Raw genomic sequence first — 17,912 nt, forward strand, 5'->3', positions numbered from 1 at the left:
TTGGCTTCCAGACTGGCGGCCCGAGCGCCGAAGCCCCAAAGGGGGAGGAGAAGCGCCGTTACCGTTCTCTTCCCCCACTGGGGGAAGTACGGCCGAAGGCCGGGATGGAGGCTCCAGCCAGGCGCCGACCGTTCCCATTTTGTTCCATCCATGGTAGAGCTCTGCCATGGATGCGCCCAAGCGCACGATCGACAGGGCCCGCACCCTCAGGCGGGCGATGACGCCCCCCGAACTGCGGTTGTGGGTCGAGTTGCGCGGTCGCAAGCATGGGGGCCTGCGCTTCCGCCGGCAGCATCCGTTCGGCCCCTTCATCCTCGACTTCTACGGCGACAGCGCCCGGCTGTGCGTTCAAGTCGACGGTGAAGGGCACGGCTTCGGCGACACCCCGCGGCGCGACGCCTTTGGCGATCGGTGGCTGCGCGACCAGGGCGTGCGCACGGTGCGCATCGCGGCCGTCGACGTGCGCGACAACCTGGACGGGGTCGTGCAGATGATCGTCCTCGTGGCGCGTGGAGAATGGGAAGGCTAGGTCGGTTCTCCGCTGGAGCCCCCATCCCCCGCTTCGCGGGTACTTCCCCCAAGGGGGGAAGAGAACCGTTCTCCTCCCCCCTTGGGGACCCTGGCCCGTGCGTCGGCCGGTGACCCCCACCCTGCCCGCTTCGCGGGCTGTCCCTCCTCACGAGGGGGAGGGCCCATATCTTACGCGCTAAGGGCGACGTCCTCGGCCGTGCGGTCGTTGTCCGCCGGCGCTTCGCCCAGCCGCTCGACCAGGGCGTGGTATTCGCTCCACAGCCCCTCGGGCAGCCGCTCGCCGAACCGCTCGTAGGCCGCCGGGATCAGCGACGCCTCCTCGCGCCAGACGCAGTCGTCCACGCTCAGCAGCAGGTCGAGCGCCGCTTCGCTCAGGTCCAGGCCGGAGACGTCCAGCGCCCCCTTGGCCGGCAGTCGGCCGATCGGTGTCTCCACCGCCTCGGCGCGGCCGTCCAGCCGCTCGGCGATCCACTTCAGCACCCGGCTGTTGTCGCCGTAGCCCGGCCAGACGAACTTGCCGTTCGCGTCCTTGCGGAACCAGTTGACGAAGAAGATGCGCGGCAGCTTGGCCGGATCGGCCTGTTCGCCGACATTCAGCCAGTGGCCGAAATAGTCGCCCATGTTGTAGCCGCAGAACGGCAGCATGGCGAATGGGTCGCGGCGCAGCTCGCCGACCTTGTTCTCGGCGGCGGCCGTGCCTTCGGAGGCGACGTTGGAGGCCATGAACACCCCGTGGCGCCAGTCGAACGCCTCTGTGACCAGCGGCACGGCGCTGGCGCGGCGGCCGCCGAACAGGATGGCCGAGATCGGCACGCCCGCGGGATCCTCCCACTCCGGCGCGATCACCGGGCACTGGCCGGCGGGGGCGGTGAAGCGGGCGTTGGGGTGGGCGGCCGGCTCGCCAGAGCCGGGCGTCCAGGCGGCGCCCTTCCAGTCGATCAGGCCTTCCGGCGGGGTGTCGGTCAGCCCCTCCCACCAGACGTCGCCGTCGGCGGTCAGCGCCACGTTGGTGAAGATGGCGTTCTCGCTGAGGCCGGCGATGGCGTTCGGGTTGGTGGCCAGGCCGGTGCCCGGCGCCACGCCGAAGAAGCCGGCTTCCGGATTGATCGCATACAGCCGACCGTCGTCGCCGAAGCGCATCCAGCAGATGTCGTCACCCACCGTTTCGGCCTTCCAGCCCGGCAGGGTCGGCTGCAGCATGGCCAGGTTGGTCTTGCCGCAGGCGCTCGGGAAGGCGGCGGCCACGAAGTGCGAGCGGCCCTCCGGCGAGGTCAGCTTGAGGATCAGCATGTGCTCGGCCAGCCAGCCCTCGTCGCGAGCCATCACCGAGGCGATGCGCAGGGCGAAGCACTTCTTGCCCAGCAGGGCGTTGCCGCCGTAGCCGGAGCCGTAGGACCAGATCTCACGGTCCTCGGGGAAGTGGACGATGTACTTGGTCTCGTTGCACGGCCAGGCGCAGTCGGCCTCGCCCGCGGCCAGCGGCTTGCCGACCGAGTGCACCGCCGGCACGAAGAAGCCGTCTGTCCCGATCTGATCCAGCGCCGCCTGGCCCATGCGGGTCATCACCCGCATCGACACCACGACATAGGGGCTGTCGGTGATCTCGACGCCCAGCTGGCTGATCTTCGAGCCCAGCGGCCCCATGCAGAACGGCACGACGTACATCGTGCGCCCGCGCATGGCGCCGTCGAACAGGCTGTTCAGCTGCGACCGCATCTCGGTGGGCTCGAGCCAGTTGTTCGTCGGGCCGGCGTCGGCCGGATCCTTCGAGCAGATGAAGGTCCGGCTCTCGACCCGGGCGACGTCCTTGGGATCGGAGCGGGCATAGAAGGAATTGGGACGCTTCTCGGGATCCAGGCGGATCAGCGCTCCGGCGTCGATCAGCTGCTGCGTGAGGCGATCCCACTCCGCCTCGGACCCGTCGCACCAGACCACCCGGTCGGGCTTGGTCAGGGTGGCGATCTCGCGCACCCAGGCCACCAGGCGTTTGTGTTTGGTGGGCGCGGGGTCGAGCCCCGGAATGGCGGCTACCGCTACTTCCCCATCGGGCATCGACGTCATCACCGTATCTGTTTCGGCCAGGCTGGCGCTGGCCTGCAAAGCCTGTTCCTAAGGTCCGAAACTCGCGACGGCAATGAGTCGTTCAATGCAAAGTTCGTCGAATTGTCGCGGGTTTAGGGCTCACGCAAGGTGAACCCGGCAGCGCCGAAATCGTGGTCAATCTCTCGTCCGGCGGTCAATCCTTGCGCGGAGCGTCGCGGCATCTTGCACTGACCTTTTCTATGACACCGGTAGCATTGGGTTTATCGGCCACGGATGCTTCGAGCCCAGCCGGGCATCTTCCGCAAAGGCCTTGAACCAAAGAGAGACGGACCTGCCGCTCCGGCTTACCGCAACGAGGCGTTCAGGGCGTCGAGCGCCTTGGCGCCGGGGATCAGCTGGGCGTCTCCGAGCTGGTTCAGCGGGGTTTCCACCGTGTTGAGGTGGTCGTGCAGGTCGTCGGCCGCGGGGTCGACGTACAGCAGGCCGGTGACGATCTCGCCGCGCGCCTGGTGTTCCTGCAGCTTGGTGATGGCGCTGATGCGGTTGGTCGGATCGTAGCCGCCGTCCAGCTTGCGCAGCCGCAGCACCGAGCCGTCGTGCTGGGTGACCAGCTCCACCGAGCCCGGCGCATAGTCCACCAGGATCTCCTCGCGCTCCTCGATGATGTCCAGGCGGTTCACCGCGGCGTTGTGCTCGCGCACATAGTCGAAGCTCTTGGTCGAGCCGGCGTGGTTGTTGAACTGCACGCACGGGCTGATCACGTCGATGAAGGCCGCACCCTTGTGGCGGATGGCGGCCTTGATCAGCGGCACCAGCTGAGCCTTGTCGCCGGAGAAGCTGCGGGCGACGAAGCTGGCGCCCAGCTGCAGCGCCAGGCCGACCAGGTCGATCGGCTGGTCGAGGTTGGTGACGCCCTTCTTCGACTTCGAGCCCATGTCCGAGGTGGCCGAGAACTGCCCCTTGGTCAGGCCGTACACGCCGTTGTTCTCGACGATGTAGGTCATGTTGACCCCGCGCCGGATCGAGTGGGCGAACTGGCCCAGGCCGATCGAGGCGCTATCGCCGTCGCCGGAGACGCCCAGGTAGATCAGCTCGCGGTTGGCCAGATTGGCGCCGGTCAGCACCGACGGCATGCGGCCGTGCACGCTGTTGAAGCCGTGCGAACTGCCGACGAAATAGTCCGGTGTCTTCGACGAGCAGCCGATCCCGGACAGCTTGGCCAGGCGGTGCGGCGGCAGGTCGATCTCGTAGCAGGCCTGGATGATCGAGGCCGAGATGGAGTCGTGGCCGCACCCGGCGCACAATGTGGAGACCTTGCCCTCGTAGTCGCGGCGGGTGAAGCCGAGGCCATTGGGCTTCAGCAGCGGGTGATGCAGGCGCGGCTTGGTGATGTAGGTCATGGGCCTGCCTCTACTCGGCGACTTGGGGCACGGGGCGGACGTTGACGTCGCGCACCTGGCGGGAAATCTCTTCGGTGATGAAGCGCGCAGTGATCGGCGAGCCGTCGTAGTTGAGCACCGGCACCAGCTTGGCCGGGTCGACCGCGCCCTCGTTGATGATCAGCGCCCGCATCTGGGCGTCGCGGTTCTGCTCGACCACGAACACCGTCTCGTGCGCGGCGATGAAGTCCAGCACCGCGTCGCTGAACGGGAAGGCCCGCAGCCGCAGGGCGTCCAGGTGGATGCCGCCGGCCTCGAGCGTGTCGAGCGACTCGGCCATCGCCGGGCTGGTCGAGCCGAAATAGATCACCCCGTGCGGCGTTCGCCGCTTGGCGGGACGGATGACCGGCGCCGGCACCAGCGACTTGGCGGTCTCGAACTTCTCCAAGAGCCGCTGCATGTTGCCGACGTAGACCGGCCCCTCCTCGCTGTAGCGGGCATAGGGGTCGCGGCTGGTGCCGCGGGTGAAGTAGCCGCCGCGGCTGGGGTGCGTGCCCGGATAGGTGCGATAGGGGATGCCGTCGCCGTCGACGTCGAGGTAGCGGCCGAAGTCCTTGCCGGCCTCGAGCTCCTCGTAGGTCATCACCTTGCCGCGGTCGAGGCGGCGGCTGTCGTCCCAGGCGAACGGCCGGCACAGCCACTCGTTCATGCCGATGTCGAGGTCGAGCATCACGAAGATGGTGGTCTGCAGGCGGTCCGACAGGTCGAAGGCCAGCGCGCCGAACTCGAAGCATTCGGTCGGATCTTCCGGCAGCAGCAGCGGATGCTTGGTGTCGCCGTGACTGGCGTAGGCGGCCACCAGGATGTCCGACTGCTGGGTGCGGGTGGGCATGCCGGTGGACGGGCCGCCGCGCTGCACGTCGAAGATCACCGCCGGGATCTCGGCGAAATAGCTGAGGCCGATGAACTCCTGCATCAGGCTCACGCCCGGGCCGGAGGTGCAGGTGAACGAGCGGGCGCCGTTCCAGCCGGCGCCGACGACGATGCCGATCGAGGCGATCTCGTCCTCGCCCTGGACGATGGCGTAGCGGTGCTGGCCGGTCGCCGGGTCGACGCGGAACTTCTCGCAATAGTTGGTGAAGCCCTCGGCGAGCGAGGTCGACGGGGTGATCGGGTACCAGGCGCAGACCGTGGCCCCGCCATAGACGGCGCCCAGGGCCGCCGCGTCGTTGCCCTGCACGAAGATCCGATCGCCCACCTTGTCGGCGCGGCGCATCTGCAGGCCGATCGGCTGCAGGATCTTGGCAGCCTCGTCGCGGCCCATGTGCAGGGCCTCGAGGTTGGGCGGGATCAGCCGTTCCTTGGCGGCGAACTCCTCGCGGATCAGGGTCTCGAAGACCTCAACCTCCATCCCCAGCAGGTACGACAGGGCGCCGACGTAGATGATGTTCTTGAACAGCTGGCGCTGGCGCGGGTCGCGGTACGCGGCGTTGCAGATCGCCGTAAGAGGCACGCCCAGGATATTGATATCCTTGCGAAACTTCTCAGCCGGCATGGGCTTGGTGTTGTCGTAGAACAGATAGCCGCCCGGCTCGATGGAGGCGACGTCCGCATCCCAGGTCTGCGGGTTCATGGCCACCATCAGGTCCACGCCGCCGCGCCGGCCCAGCCAGCCCGCCTCGCAGATGCGCACCTCGTACCAGGTGGGCAGCCCCTGGATGTTGGACGGGAAGATGTTGCGCGCGGCCACGGGCACGCCCATGCGGATCACCGCCTTGGCGAACATGCCGTTGGCGCTGGCCGAGCCGGAGCCGTTGACGTTGGCGAACTTGACGACGAAGTCGTTGACGGCGCGAAGGGCGTTCATTCGGCGGCCATGCGGCTGTGGCTCGGGCATGCGCCGTCGGCCTGGGTGATCTCGATCAGGAACTTCTGCATGTCCCAGGCCCCGGTGGGGCAGCGTTCGGCGCAGAGCCCGCAGTGCAGGCAGACGTCCTCGTCCTTCACCATCACCTTGCCGGTGGGCAGGGTCTTGGAGACATAGAGGTCCTGTTCCAGGTTCAGCGCCGGGGCCTTCAGCCGCGGCCGCAGGTCGGCCTCATCGCCGTTCTCGGTGAAGGTGATGCAGTCTACCGGACAGATGTCGACGCAGGCGTCGCATTCGATGCACAGCGGCTCGGCGAACACCGTCTCCACGTCGCAGTTGAGGCAGCGCTGGGCCTCCTTGTAGCCCACGCCCTGGTCGAACCCGAGCTCGACCTCCAGCTTCACATTGCCCAGCGCCTCGACCTTGTCGCGCTGGGGCACGCGGTGGCGGACCGCGTTGGAGATGTCGTTGTCGTAGCTCCACTCGTGGATGCCCATCTTCTGGCTGACCAGGGTGACGCCCGGCGCCGGCCGGTCCGCCACGTCCTGGCCCTCGCACAGGAGGTGGATCGACACCGCCGCCTGATGGCCGTGGGCCACGGCCCAGATGATGTTCTTGGGCCCGAACGCCGCATCGCCGCCGAAGAACACCTTCGGGTTGGTCGAGGCGAAGGTGGTCTCGTTGACCACCGGCATGTTCCAGCGGTCGAACTCCAGGCCGATGTCCCGCTCGATCCAGGGGAAGGCGTTCTCCTGGCCGACGGCCACCAGCACGTCGTCGCATTCGAAATGCACATCCGGCTCGCCGGTGGGCAGCAGCTGGCGGCGGCCCTGGTCGTCGAAGCTGACGTCAACCTTCTCGAAGGTCACGCCGGTCAGCTTGCCAGCGTCGTGGGTGAAGGCCTTGGGCACCAGGTAGTTGAGGATCGGGATGTCCTCGTGCATCGCGTCCTCCTTCTCCCAGGGGGACGCCTTCATCTCGTCGAAGCCGGAGCGGACGATGACCTTCACGTCGGTCCCGCCCAGGCGGCGGGAGGTGCGGCAGCAGTCCATCGCGGTGTTGCCGCCACCCAGCACGATCACCCGGCGGCCGATCTTGTCGACGTGGCCGAACGAGACCTTGGACAGCCAGTCGATGCCGATGTGGATGTTGGCCGCCGCTTCCTGACGGCCGGGGATGTCGAGATCGCGGCCGCGGGGGGCGCCGGAGCCGACGAACACCGCGTCGTAGTCCTCCGCGAGCAGAGCCTTCAGGCTGTCGATCCGCTCGCCGAGGCGCAAAGTGGGGCCCAGGGCGGCGACGTAGCCCACTTCCTCGTCGATCACCGATTCCGGCAGGCGGAAGCGCGGGATCTGGCTGCGGATCATGCCGCCGGCCTTGGCGTCGCCGTCGTAGATCACGACCTCGTAGCCCAGCGGCAGCAGGTCGCGCGCCACGGTCAGGGAGGCGGGCCCTGCGCCGACGACGGCGATGCGCTTGCCGTTCTTCAGCTTCGCCCGCGGCGGCAGGCGGCCCGTCACGTCGTCCTTGTTGTCGGCGGCCACGCGCTTGAGGCGGCAGATGGCGACGGGCTCTTCCTCGATGCGCCCGCGCCGGCACGCCGGCTCGCACGGACGGTCGCAGGTGCGGCCCAGCACCCCCGGGAAGACGTTCGACTTCCAGTTGATCATGTACGCATCCGTGTAACGCTGCTCAGCGATCAGACGGATGTATTCGGGCACCGGCGTGTGGGCCGGGCAGGCCCACTGGCAATCAACCACTTTATGGAAGTAATCGGGCGCCTCAATATTCGTAGGCTCCAACGCGAATAACCTTTCCTTCGGTTCCCCCGGTCTCTTGCGATCAAGGGATGCGCGACGCGGTTGACCCCGCGGCGGCCCCCTGGCGCAGGACGTTTGAGTCCGAACTTAGGCTCAATGTCGAAGCGGCGCCAGCATCGGGCGGCGATTTCGGTGGGACTTTTTCCAGGCGCCGCAAGGGAATTCAACGCGGGGTGAAGACCGCGACGGTCAGGGAATAGGCGGGAAGGCGGAGGATATCGCGGCCCGACGGCAGCACGAAGCGCACCGGCGGCTGGTCCCTGGACGGGTGGCCGCGCACCCCGTCGGCCCGCCAACGGTACTGCCCCGGCCCGTACTGCACGACCTGGACGGCGCCCCCGGGCGGCGCGCCGGCGAACGCCAGCCGCACCGGATGCTCCGTGGCCGGACCACGGTTCAGCAGCAGCACCGCCACCGATCCGTCGGGGCGGCGCAGGGCGTAGGCGGCCACCGCCAGGGTCCCGTCGGCGGCCAGGACGGGACTGTGCGCGGGCAACAGGCGTCCGCCCGGGCCGGCCCAGTCCTGGCTCAGCATCCGCGCGCCCTGGAAGGCCGGCAGCGCCCAGGTCGCCTGGCCGTCCTCGTCGGCCTCCAGGATCATCAGCTCGCCGTTGCCGACGCAGGCTTCGCCGTGCTGCCAGGGGCGGTTGGGATTGTAGCCAAACAGGAAGGCGCCCTGCCCGCCCAGGCTCAGGGTCTCGGCGGCGATCTCGGCGTTGACCAGCGCCCCCGGCAGGTCGTCCTCGGCCGCGCCGCCGAAGGCCGAGAAGCCGTATTCCGACACGATCCAGGGGATGTCCGCCGGCACGCCGTCGGCCTTCAGCCGCGCGAAGGTGTCGGCCAGGCCGCGGGTCTGGCGGCGCAGCCTGGCGCCGATGTCGCCGCACAACTGGTCGTACGGATAGCGCTCGAAGGTGAAGAAGCCGAGGTCGCTCAGCCGCCCCCGCGCCCTCAGCGCGGCGATGAAGCGATGGGTCCACGACCGGTCGGCGCCGGGCGCCAGCCAGACGTCCGAGATCCCGTCCTGCAGCGACGGGCCGCCGGTCTTCAGCGCCGGATCGACGGCGTGGACCACGTCGGCGAACTGGGCGTACAGCCGCGCGAAGTCCTCGGCGGCGATGTTCTGCCCGTCCGGTTCTTCGCCCAGCTCCACCTGAGTGAACGGATAGCCCCGGCGCTTCAGGAAGCGCAGCTCGGCGGCGGCGTTCTCGGGCGTGTCGTAGAGCGCGCCGACCGGGATCATCACCGGCAGGCCATTGGTGATGCCGCTGGCGAACAGCCGGTCGAATCCGGGCTGCTCCAGCCCGACGTCGCGATCGACGGCGCGGTGCCAGGGATCGGTGGAGGAAACCGTGGCGAGCGTCTGCAGCGTCGGCCCGGCGCCATGCCGGACCACGTCGTGGAAGGTCCCGTCGGCGCCCGTTACGCCGAACCCCAGCTCACCGATCGCGTAGCCCATGGCGTCGCGGGGATCGGCGGCGCCCGGCGGCGCGGTGCGCGAGCTCTCGCTCAGCAGCAGGCGCAGGTAGCGGGCGTGGACCGGCCGGTCGGCCAGGCGCAGCAGCCCCGCCCCGCCCTGGCCGTCGTCCACCCGCCCGTGCGGGAAGGTCACCCAGTCGCCGTCGGGATCGTATTCATCGACCCCGGTCCAGTACTGCACCTCGAAGCGGCGGGCGTAGGGGGCCGCCCAGGCGATGCGCGCGGTATCGATCGGCGCCGCCGCATCCAGGCTCAGCACCACCCACTGCGGCCCTTCCTTCGCCTCGCCCGTATAGTGGCGGTCGAGGTAGGGGCTGGACTTCCAGAACGTCGACGGGTCGCCGTCGTCGAGACGCGAATAGCCGTCGTTGTTGGCTTGGTCGACGGTGTCGCCGCGCCGCGGCAGGCGGTAGCCCCAGGTGATCAGGATCGGCGCCTTGGGATCGTCGCTGGAGGTCCAGTAGCCCTGGGCATGCGCCGGATCGCTCCAGGCGCCCTCATTGCCCCAGTGCCACGCCTCGATGGCCAGCTCGGTGCGCAGGCGATAGGTGACCGGCTTCAGCCCCGCCTTGCGCATCCAGGCGATGTTGTGCGCGGTGAACAGCTCGTCGACCCCGCCCCGGGTCATGCCGTCGATGCCGGCGCCGAAAGCCTGGTCGGTGCGGAATGCCGGGCCGATGGGCGTGGGATCGATGCTGACAGTCGGCGCCGGCGCGGGCGGCGACGCCCCGAGCAAGCCCAAGGCGGCGAGCGGAATCAGTGATCGGAAGGGGAGCGCGCGCACGGCGAAGGCATCGCATGCCCCCTACCCGCTCGTCACCCCGGCCGCAGCGAAGCGAAGAGCCTGGGCCGGCGGTTCAGCCACCGAGAAGACATCCAGTCTGGCGCTGCCGCGGAGGTGCGCGATCCCCGTCCGCCATGCGCCCGCACGGCTGGCCCCGGATCTGCGCTGCGCTCCGCCCGGGGTGACGGGAAATGAAGGCGCTGAATGGCGCTAACCGTTGAACCGGTACCCCACCCCTGGCTCGGTGGCGATCAGCTTGGGCGCCGCCGGATCCTCCTCGATCTTGGCGCGCAGCTGGCCGACGAACACGCGCAGGTACTGCACGTCCTCGACGTGCGCCGGTCCCCAGACGGCGGTCAGCAGCTGGCGGTGGGTGATCACCTTGCCGCCGCCCTCCACCAGCCGGGCCAGCAGGTCGTATTCCTTGGGCGAGAGGCGGATCGGCTCGTCGCCGCGGGTGATGCGCCGGCGCTCCAGGTCGATGGTCAGGTCGCCGGCCTTGACCACCGGCTCGGCGCCGCTCTGCAGCAGCCGGTGGCGCAGGGCCACCCGCAGCCGGGCGAGGAATTCGCCGACCCCGAACGGCTTTTCCACATAGTCGTCGGCGCCCAGGTCCAGGGCGTCGATCTTCTCGGTCTCGCGGTCGCGGGCCGACAGGATCAGGATCGGACCGGCGTAGAAGGCGCGCGCCTTCTGCAGCGCCTCCTTGCCGTCCATGTCCGGCAGGCCGAGGTCCAGCACCACCGCGTCGGGCGGCTTGCGGGCGATCTCGCGCAGGCCCGAGGCGCCGTCGTCGGCGCGCACCGGATCGTAGCCGGCGGCGTCCAGCGCCGGGCCGAGGAAGCGGTGGATCTGCGGCTCGTCGTCGATGACCAGGATTCGGGGGCGCGAGGCTGACATGCCTTCTACTTAAGCTCGCTCACAGGAGGATGGCAGGGGTGCGGATGTCCTTCGGCAGGCTGATCAGGATCCGCGTGCCGCGGCCCTCGAAGATCGGGCTGGCGGCGGCGATGCGCCCGCCCATGGCCTCGACGAAGCCCTTGGCGATGGCCAGGCCCAGGCCCGCCCCCTTGCCGCGGTCGCTGGACTCCTCCATCCGCCGAAACTTCTCGAACACGTTCTCCAGCTCGGCCGTGGGGATGCCGCGCCCCTCGTCCTCGATGCTGATCACCACATTGCCCTGGTCCTCGTAGGCGGCAGCCTCGATGGTCGAGCCGTCGGGGCTGTAGGCGATGGCGTTCTCCAGGATGTTGACCAGCACCTGCTGCAGCAGCGACGGGTCGGCCTTCACCAGGGTCAGCTCGCGCGGGAAGTCGGTGGTCAGGCGGCGCTGGCCGCGGCGGCGCTCCACCCGCTCGAGGGCCGCGCGCAGCACGTCGCGCACGTCGATCCAGTCGCGACGGGTCTTCAGCGCCCCGCCCTCCAGCCGGGTCATGTCCAGCAGGTCGCCGACGTAGCGGTTCAGGCGCTCGGCCTCCTCCTTGATCGCCCCCAGCAGGTCCTTCTGCACCCTGGGGTCCAGGGTCTTGCCGTAGTCGATCAGGGTGGTGGCCGATCCCAGCACGGTCGAGAGCGGCGTGCGCAGGTCGTGGCTGATCGAGTTCAGCAGCGCCGAGCGCAGCCGGTCGGTGCGGCGCAGCGCCTCGGCGTCGGCGGCGTCGGCCGCCAGCTCCGCCCGCTCCAGGGCCACGGCGCCCTGGTCGATCAACGCCAGCACGAAGCGGGCGTCGTCCCCGCCCCGCCCCCGCGGCTCGATCGCCACCACGCCGGAACGCGCCTTCAGACTCTGGATCGGCAGGAAGGTCCAGTCGAGGTTCGGAAGGGTGCCCGTGCCGGCGCCGGCCGACTCCCCGTGCTCCCAGGCCCAGCGGGCGGCGGCCATGTCCTGGGTGGCGAAACTGGGCATGTCCGGCGAGGCGACGGCCGGCAGGATCTCGCCGTGCTGGGGCATGAACACCACCGCCGGGCCGCCGGTGGCGGCCGCCAGCTGCTCGGCCAGGGCGCGGGCGGCCTCGTCCTGTTTCGCCGCGCCGGACATCCGGCGGCTGGCGGCCAGCAGGGCCCCGACCGCCGAGGCGCGCTGCGAGGCGGCCTGCGCCTGGTCGCGCACCCGCCCGGTCAGCCAGCCGGTGGCCATGGCGACGGCGAAGAACACCGCGAAGGTGAACACGTCCGAGGCGTGGCCGATGTAGAAGGTCAGCCGCGGCTCGAGGAAGAAGAAGTTGTACGCCACCGCCGCCAGGGCGGCGGCCGTGACCGCCGGCCAGAAGCCGTACAGCACGCCGCTGGCCAGCACGCTCAGCAGGAACACCATCGCCAGGTTCACGCCGGGGGCGAACTGGTCCAGCAGCGCCGCCGCGCCCACCGCCGCCGCGACCAGGCCGACGGCCGCCAGATGGCCCAGCCACATCCGCTTCTTGTCCGCGCGCACCCGCTCCGGCCGCGGCTCGGCCGGGTTGGCGTCGGTGACGATGTGCAGGGCGATGCCCTCGGCGCGGCGCACCAGGGCCGAGGCCAGCGAGCGGCCGCGGGCTTCGCGCCACCAGCCGCCGCGGGGCTTGCCGACGACGATCTGGGTGACGTGGTTGCGCGCGGCGTAGGACAGGATCGCTCCGACCAGGTCGTCGCCACTGAGGGAGACGGTGGAGGCGCCCAGCTGTTCGGCCAGGGTCAGGGCGTCGGCCAGCTGGGCGGCCGCCTGGGCGCCGGGCGGCGGGCGGTTCGGCTGTTCCACGTGCGCCACGGTCCAGGAGGCGTCCATGGTGTCGGCCAGGCGCCGGCCGGCCCGCGCCAGGGCGGTGGCGGTGGCGTCGGCGCCCACCAGCACCAGGATCCGCTCGCCGGCCGCCCACGGCCCCTCGACCCCGGCCCGGCGCATGGCGCCCAGCAGCTGCTGGTCGACGGTCTGCGCCGCCCGCCGCAGGGCCAGCTCGCGCAGGGCGGTGAGGTTCTCGGTCTTGAAGAAGTTGTCCGAGGCGACCCGGGCGGTCTCCGGGACGTAGACCTTGCCCTCCTCCAGCCGCTTGCGCAGCTCGGCCGGGGTGATGTCCACCAGCTCGATGTCGTCGGCGCTGTTGAGCACCTGGTCGGGCACCGTCTCGCGCTGGCGCACGCCGGTGATCTTCCAGACCACGTCCACCAGGCTTTCCAGATGCTGGACGTTAAGCGTGGTCCAGACATCGACGCCGGCGGCGATCAGCTCGGCCACGTCCTGCCACCGCTTGGGATGGCGCGAGCCGGGCACGTTGGAGTGGGCGTATTCGTCGACCAGCAGCAGCCCTGGCTTGCGGGCCAGGGCCGCGTCGAGGTCGAACTCCATCAGGGTGCGGCCGTGGTACTCGATCGGCCGGCGCGGCAGCACCTCCAGGCCGGCCAGCATGGCCTCGGTCTCGGCGCGGCCGTGGGTCTCCACCACCCCTACCAGCACGTCGACGCCCTCGGCCTGGCGGCGCCGGGCGGACTGCAGCATCTCGTAGGTCTTGCCGACCCCGGGGGACATGCCGAGGAAGACCTTCAGCCGTCCCCGTCCCGCCCTGCCGGCCTCGGCCAGCAGGGCGTCAGGATCGGGTCGTCCAGGCTCGCGCCTTCGGGGCTCGTCGAGAGTCATTTGCCCGAAGGGTGAGCCTTGCCGAGCGCGGCGTCGAGGGCGAGGTTGGTCTTCAGCACGTTGACGTGCGCCTGCCCCAGGAAGCCCAGGGTCGGGCCGTCGGTGTGGGCGTCGATGACCGCCTGCACCTTGGCCACGTCGATCCCCCGCGCCGCGGCGATCCGCGCCGCCTGGCGGGCGGCGTTGGCCGGCGAGACGTCCGGGTCGAGACCCGAGGCCGAGCTGGTCAGGGCGTCGGCCGGGATCGCCCCCTTGCCCTCCCCGGCCAGGCTGGTCGCGTCGCCCTTGATCCGCTTGGCCAGATCGGGGTTCAGCGGCCCGTAGTTGGACCCGGACGAGGCCGAGGCGTCATAGCCGTTGCTGCCGGCGGCGGACGGCCGCGGGTGCAGGTATTCCGGCTTGGCGAAGGCCTGGCCGATCAGGGCCGAGCCGATCACCTGGCCCTTGGCGTCGCGGATCAGCGAGCCGCCGGCCTGGTCGGGAAACGCCGCCTGGGCGACGCCGGTGATGGCCAGGGGATAGCCGAGGCCCAGCAGGACGGTGAAGAACACCGTCGAGACGATGGCGGGACGAAGTTGCGAAAGCATGGGATGGGGTCCTCAGGCCAGGTGCAGGATCGAGACAATGACGTCGACGATCTTGATGCCGATGAACGGGGCGATGATCCCGCCCAGGCCATAGATCAGCAGGTTGCGCGACAGCAGCTTGCCGGCGCCGATGGGGCGGTACTTCACCCCGCGCAGCGCCAGCGGGATCAGGGCGACGATGATCAGGGCGTTGAAGATCACCGCCGAGAGGATCGCGCTCTTCGGGTTCGACAGGCCCATGATGTTGAGCGCGCCGAGCGCCGGCAGGGCCCCGACGAAGATCGCCGGGATGATGGCGAAGTACTTGGCCACGTCGTTGGCGATCGAGAAGGTGGTCAGGGCGCCGCGGGTGATCAGCATCTGCTTGCCCACCTCCACGATCTCGATGAGCTTGGTGGGGTCGCTGTCGAGGTCGACCATGTTGCCGGCCTCGCGGGCGGCCTGGGTGCCGGTCTGCATGGCCACGCCGACGTCGGCCTGGGCCAGGGCGGGAGCATCGTTGGAGCCGTCGCCGCACATGGCCACCAGACGGCCCTTGGCCTGTTCCTCGCGGATCAGCCGCAGCTTGTCCTCCGGCGTGGCCTCGGCCAGGAAGTCGTCGACCCCCGCCTCGGAAGCGATCGCCGCGGCGGTGACCGGGTTGTCGCCGGTGATCATCACCGTGCGCAGGCCCATGCGGCGCAGGTCGGCGAAACGCTCCTTCACCCCCGCCTTGACCACGTCCTTCAGGTGGATGACCCCCACCAGGACGCCGTTCTCGGCCACCGCCAGCGGTGTGCCGCCCGAGCGGGCGATGCGGTCGACGGCCGCCTTCAGCTCGGTCGGCATGCTCTCGGGGGCCATGCCGACGGTGCGCAGGATCGCGTCCACCGCCCCCTTGCGCCAGCTGCTGTCGCCGGCATCGAGGCCGGAGATGCGGGTCGAGGCGCTGAACGGCACCGGCTGCGAACCGGCCGGCGGTTCGCCGGTCATGCCGCGTTCCAGCGCCAGGTCGACGATCGAGCGGCCTTCCGGCGTCTCGTCCGCCAGCGAGGCCATCATCGCCGCGCGCATCGCCTGCTCGGGCCGCACGCCGGGGGCGGCGACCACGTCAGTGGCCATGCGGTTGCCGTGGGTGATGGTGCCGGTCTTGTCCAGCAGCAGGGTGTCGACGTCGCCGGAGGCTTCAACCGCCCGGCCGGAGGTGGCCAGCACGTTGACCTTCAGCAGCCGGTCCATGCCGGCGATGCCGATGGCCGACAGCAGGCCGCCGATGGTGGTCGGGATCAGGCAGACGAACAGCGCGCCCAGCACCATCGGGTCCAGCACCACGCCGGAGTACTTGCCCAGGCCCAGCAGGGTCGCCACCGCGATCAGGAAGATCAGGGTCAGACCCGCGAGCAGCACGGCAAGGGCGATCTCGTTGGGCGTCTTGCGCCGCTCGGCGCCCTCGACCATGGCGATCATCCGGTCGAGGAAGGTGTTGCCCGCCGAGGCGGTGATGCGCACCTTGATCCAGTCGGAGACCACGGTGGTGCCGCCGGTCACCGCCGAACGGTCGCCGCCGCTCTCGCGGATAACCGGCGCGCTCTCGCCGGTGATGGCCGCCTCGTTGACCGAGGCCACGCCCTCGATGATCTCGCCGTCGGAGGGGATCACGTCGCCCGCCTCGACCAGCACGACGTCGCCGGCGTTCAGCTTGAAGGCGGCGGTGGGCACGATCATCTGCGACGCCGGGTCGGGCAGCAGCTTGGCCTTCACGTCCACGCGCTGGGCGCGCAGGGCGTCGGCGGCGGCCTTGCCGCGGCCCTCGGCGATGCTCTCGGCGAAGTTGGCGAACAGCACCGTGATCCACAGCCAGGCGGCGATCTGCACGGCGAACCAGGGGGCCGCGCCGGTGCGGAAGGCGTCGACGGCCGAGACGGTCGCCAGGAAGGCGACCACTTCAGTGGCGAGGATCACCGGATTGCCGGCCAGCTTGCGCGGGTCGAGCTTGGTAAAGGCGGCGGCGATCGCCCGCCCGACCACGGCCGAGGAGAAGGCCTGGCTGGAGACGGTGGAGCGCCGCGTAGCGCCCAGGTGGAGGGAAGCGTCGGTCATGGCTTTCTAAGCGCCTTTGCGAGGATCAATGGGCCGCCGCGAGCACTTGGAAGTGCTCGACGATCGGGCCCAGAGCCAGGGCGGGGAAGAACTGCAGCCCGCCCATGATGAGGATCACCCCGATCAGCAGGCCGATGAACAGCGGCCCGTCGGTGGGGAAGGTGCCGCCCGAGGCGGCCAGCTTCGGCTTGGCGGCGATGGAGCCGGCCATGGCCATCACCGGCACGATGTAGGCGAAGCGGCCCAGCAGCATGGCGACGCCCAGGGTGGCGTTCCAGAACGGGGTGTTGGCCGACAGGCCGGCGAAGGCCGAGCCGTTGTTCCCGGTCGCCGAGGAATAGGCGTAGAGGATCTCGGACAGGCCATGGGCCCCGGAGTTCTCCAGCCCCTTCAGGGCGATCGGCAGCACGGAGGCGACGGCGGCGAAGCCGAGGATCGACGCCGGCAGGATCAGCACCGCCAGCATGGCGAACTTGATCTCCCGCGCCTCGATCTTCTTGCCGAGGTACTCGGGCGTGCGCCCGACCATCAGGCCGGCGACGAACACCGCGATCAGGGCCATCACCACCATGCCGTAGAGGCCCGAGCCCACGCCGCCCGGCAGGATCTCGCCGAGCTGGATCATGAACATGGCCACGCCGCCGCCCAGCGGCATGAAGCTGTCGTGCATGCCATTGACGCCGCCGTCCGAGGCGCCGGTGGTGGCTGCGGTCCAGACCGCCGTCGACGGGGCGCCGAAGCGGACCTCCTTGCCTTCCATGTTCACCGAGGCGTCGGCGTGCACCGCCGTCAGCGACGGGGCCGGTTGGGTTTCGGTGGCGTAGATCGCCGCCGATGCGCCCAGCACGAACAGCGCCATCACCGCCACCAGGGCGCGGGCGTCGCGGCGGGCCACGGCCACGCGGCCGAAGGCGATCACGCAGGCATAGCCCAGCACGTTCATCGAGATGATCTCGATCAGGTTGGTCAGGGCGTTGGGGTTCTCGAACGGGTGGGCCGAGTTGGCGTTGAAGATGCCGCCGCCGTTGGTGCCCAGCTGCTTGATGGCTTCCTGGCTGGCGGTGGGGAACAGGCTGATGGTCTGCTTGGCGCCTTCGACGGTCACCGCCTGGGCGTTGGCGAACAGGGTCTGGGGCTCGCCAAGGGCGACGTAGGCCAGGGCGATCACGATCGAGAACGGCAGCAGCAGGTAGAGGCTGATGCGGGTCACATCGACCCAGAAGTTGCCCAGGCCTTCGCCCCGGTTGGCGGCGAACGCCCGCGCCACGGCCGCGGCGATGGCCAGGCCGGCGGCGGCCGACAGGAAGTTGTGGCTGGTCAGCCCGGCCATCTGCGAGAACGTCGAGAGCGTCGTCTCCGGCACATAGGACTGCCAGTTGGTGTTGGTGATGAAGCTGATCGCCGTGTTGAACGCCAGGTCCGGGCTCGCGCCCGGGAAATGCTGCGGGTTGAACGGCAGCAGGTCCTGGAAGCGCACGATCAGGTACAGCACCACGAACCCGGCCATCGAGAAGGCCAGCACGCCCATGGCGTAGGCGATCCAGTTCTGGCTCTTGTCGGGATCGACGCCGAACAGCCGGTAGGAGACGCTCTCCACCGGCTTCAGCACGGGATCCAGCCAGGTGCGCTCGCCCTGCCAGACGCGCGCCATGTACAGCCCCAGCGGAAACGCCAGAGCCACCGTAAGACCGATCGTCACGACGATCTCAGCCCAGCCTCGCAAGTCCATCGCGAGG

At 69.8% G+C, this 17,912-nt stretch carries 11 protein-coding genes; 1 reads left to right on the top strand and 10 read right to left on the bottom strand.

Translation table 11 applies throughout. The features are described from left to right. The first annotated feature begins 166 nt into the window (after positions 1-166). Positions 167-529 (top strand): endonuclease domain-containing protein, encoded by a 363-nt coding sequence (locus ACO2Q3_RS00100; protein ID WP_423304284.1) that lies wholly within the window; start codon positions 167-169, stop codon positions 527-529. A 170-nt stretch (positions 530-699) separates the two neighbouring features. On the opposite strand, the gene ACO2Q3_RS00105 is transcribed toward ACO2Q3_RS00100, so the two are convergent. The 10 genes from ACO2Q3_RS00105 to kdpA form a co-directional block, all read right to left on the bottom strand. Continuing rightward, on the bottom strand, positions 700-2,592 hold the full coding sequence (locus ACO2Q3_RS00105; RefSeq protein ID WP_423304285.1) for a phosphoenolpyruvate carboxykinase (GTP): 1,893 nt from the start codon (positions 2,590-2,592) through the stop codon (positions 700-702). Between the two features lie 326 nt (positions 2,593-2,918). After that, the gene (locus ACO2Q3_RS00110; protein ID WP_423304286.1) at positions 2,919-3,974 is read right to left on the bottom strand and encodes a 2-oxoacid:ferredoxin oxidoreductase subunit beta; all 1,056 of its coding nucleotides are present in this window, start codon (positions 3,972-3,974) and stop codon (positions 2,919-2,921) included. Positions 3,975-3,984: 10 nt separating this feature from the next. After that, positions 3,985-5,850, bottom strand: coding sequence for a 2-oxoacid:acceptor oxidoreductase subunit alpha (locus tag ACO2Q3_RS00115; RefSeq protein ID WP_423304287.1), 1,866 nt, complete (start codon positions 5,848-5,850; stop codon positions 3,985-3,987). Next, positions 5,817-7,580 carry an FAD-dependent oxidoreductase gene (locus ACO2Q3_RS00120; RefSeq protein WP_423304288.1) on the bottom strand — a complete coding sequence of 588 codons (1,764 nt, stop codon included), beginning with the start codon at positions 7,578-7,580 and terminating at the stop codon, positions 5,817-5,819. Before ACO2Q3_RS00120 ends, ACO2Q3_RS00115 begins: the two co-directional genes overlap by 34 nt. A 223-nt stretch (positions 7,581-7,803) precedes the next feature. Then, complete coding sequence (locus ACO2Q3_RS00125; protein WP_423304289.1) at positions 7,804-9,861, bottom strand: hypothetical protein; 2,058 nt, start codon at positions 9,859-9,861, stop codon at positions 7,804-7,806. Positions 9,862-10,113: 252 nt separating this feature from the next. After that, positions 10,114-10,803 (bottom strand): response regulator, encoded by a 690-nt coding sequence (locus tag ACO2Q3_RS00130; RefSeq protein ID WP_423304290.1) that lies wholly within the window; start codon positions 10,801-10,803, stop codon positions 10,114-10,116. A 19-nt stretch (positions 10,804-10,822) separates the two neighbouring features. Then, complete coding sequence (locus ACO2Q3_RS00135) at positions 10,823-13,510, bottom strand: DUF4118 domain-containing protein (protein WP_423304291.1); 2,688 nt, start codon at positions 13,508-13,510, stop codon at positions 10,823-10,825. Then, complete coding sequence (gene kdpC / locus ACO2Q3_RS00140) at positions 13,507-14,097, bottom strand: potassium-transporting ATPase subunit KdpC (RefSeq protein ID WP_423304292.1); 591 nt, start codon at positions 14,095-14,097, stop codon at positions 13,507-13,509. Before kdpC ends, ACO2Q3_RS00135 begins: the two co-directional genes overlap by 4 nt. A gap of 12 nt (positions 14,098-14,109) precedes the next feature. Beyond that, the gene (gene kdpB, locus ACO2Q3_RS00145; protein WP_423304294.1) at positions 14,110-16,176 is read right to left on the bottom strand and encodes a potassium-transporting ATPase subunit KdpB; all 2,067 of its coding nucleotides are present in this window, start codon (positions 16,174-16,176) and stop codon (positions 14,110-14,112) included. Positions 16,177-16,201: 25 nt separating this feature from the next. Beyond that, complete coding sequence (kdpA, locus tag ACO2Q3_RS00150; RefSeq protein ID WP_423304295.1) at positions 16,202-17,905, bottom strand: potassium-transporting ATPase subunit KdpA; 1,704 nt, start codon at positions 17,903-17,905, stop codon at positions 16,202-16,204. Between the last annotated feature and the right edge of the window lie 7 nt (positions 17,906-17,912).

Origin of the sequence: Caulobacter sp. KR2-114 (assembly GCF_049446115.1) — a bacterium.
Lineage (GTDB): Bacteria > Pseudomonadota > Alphaproteobacteria > Caulobacterales > Caulobacteraceae > Acaudatibacter.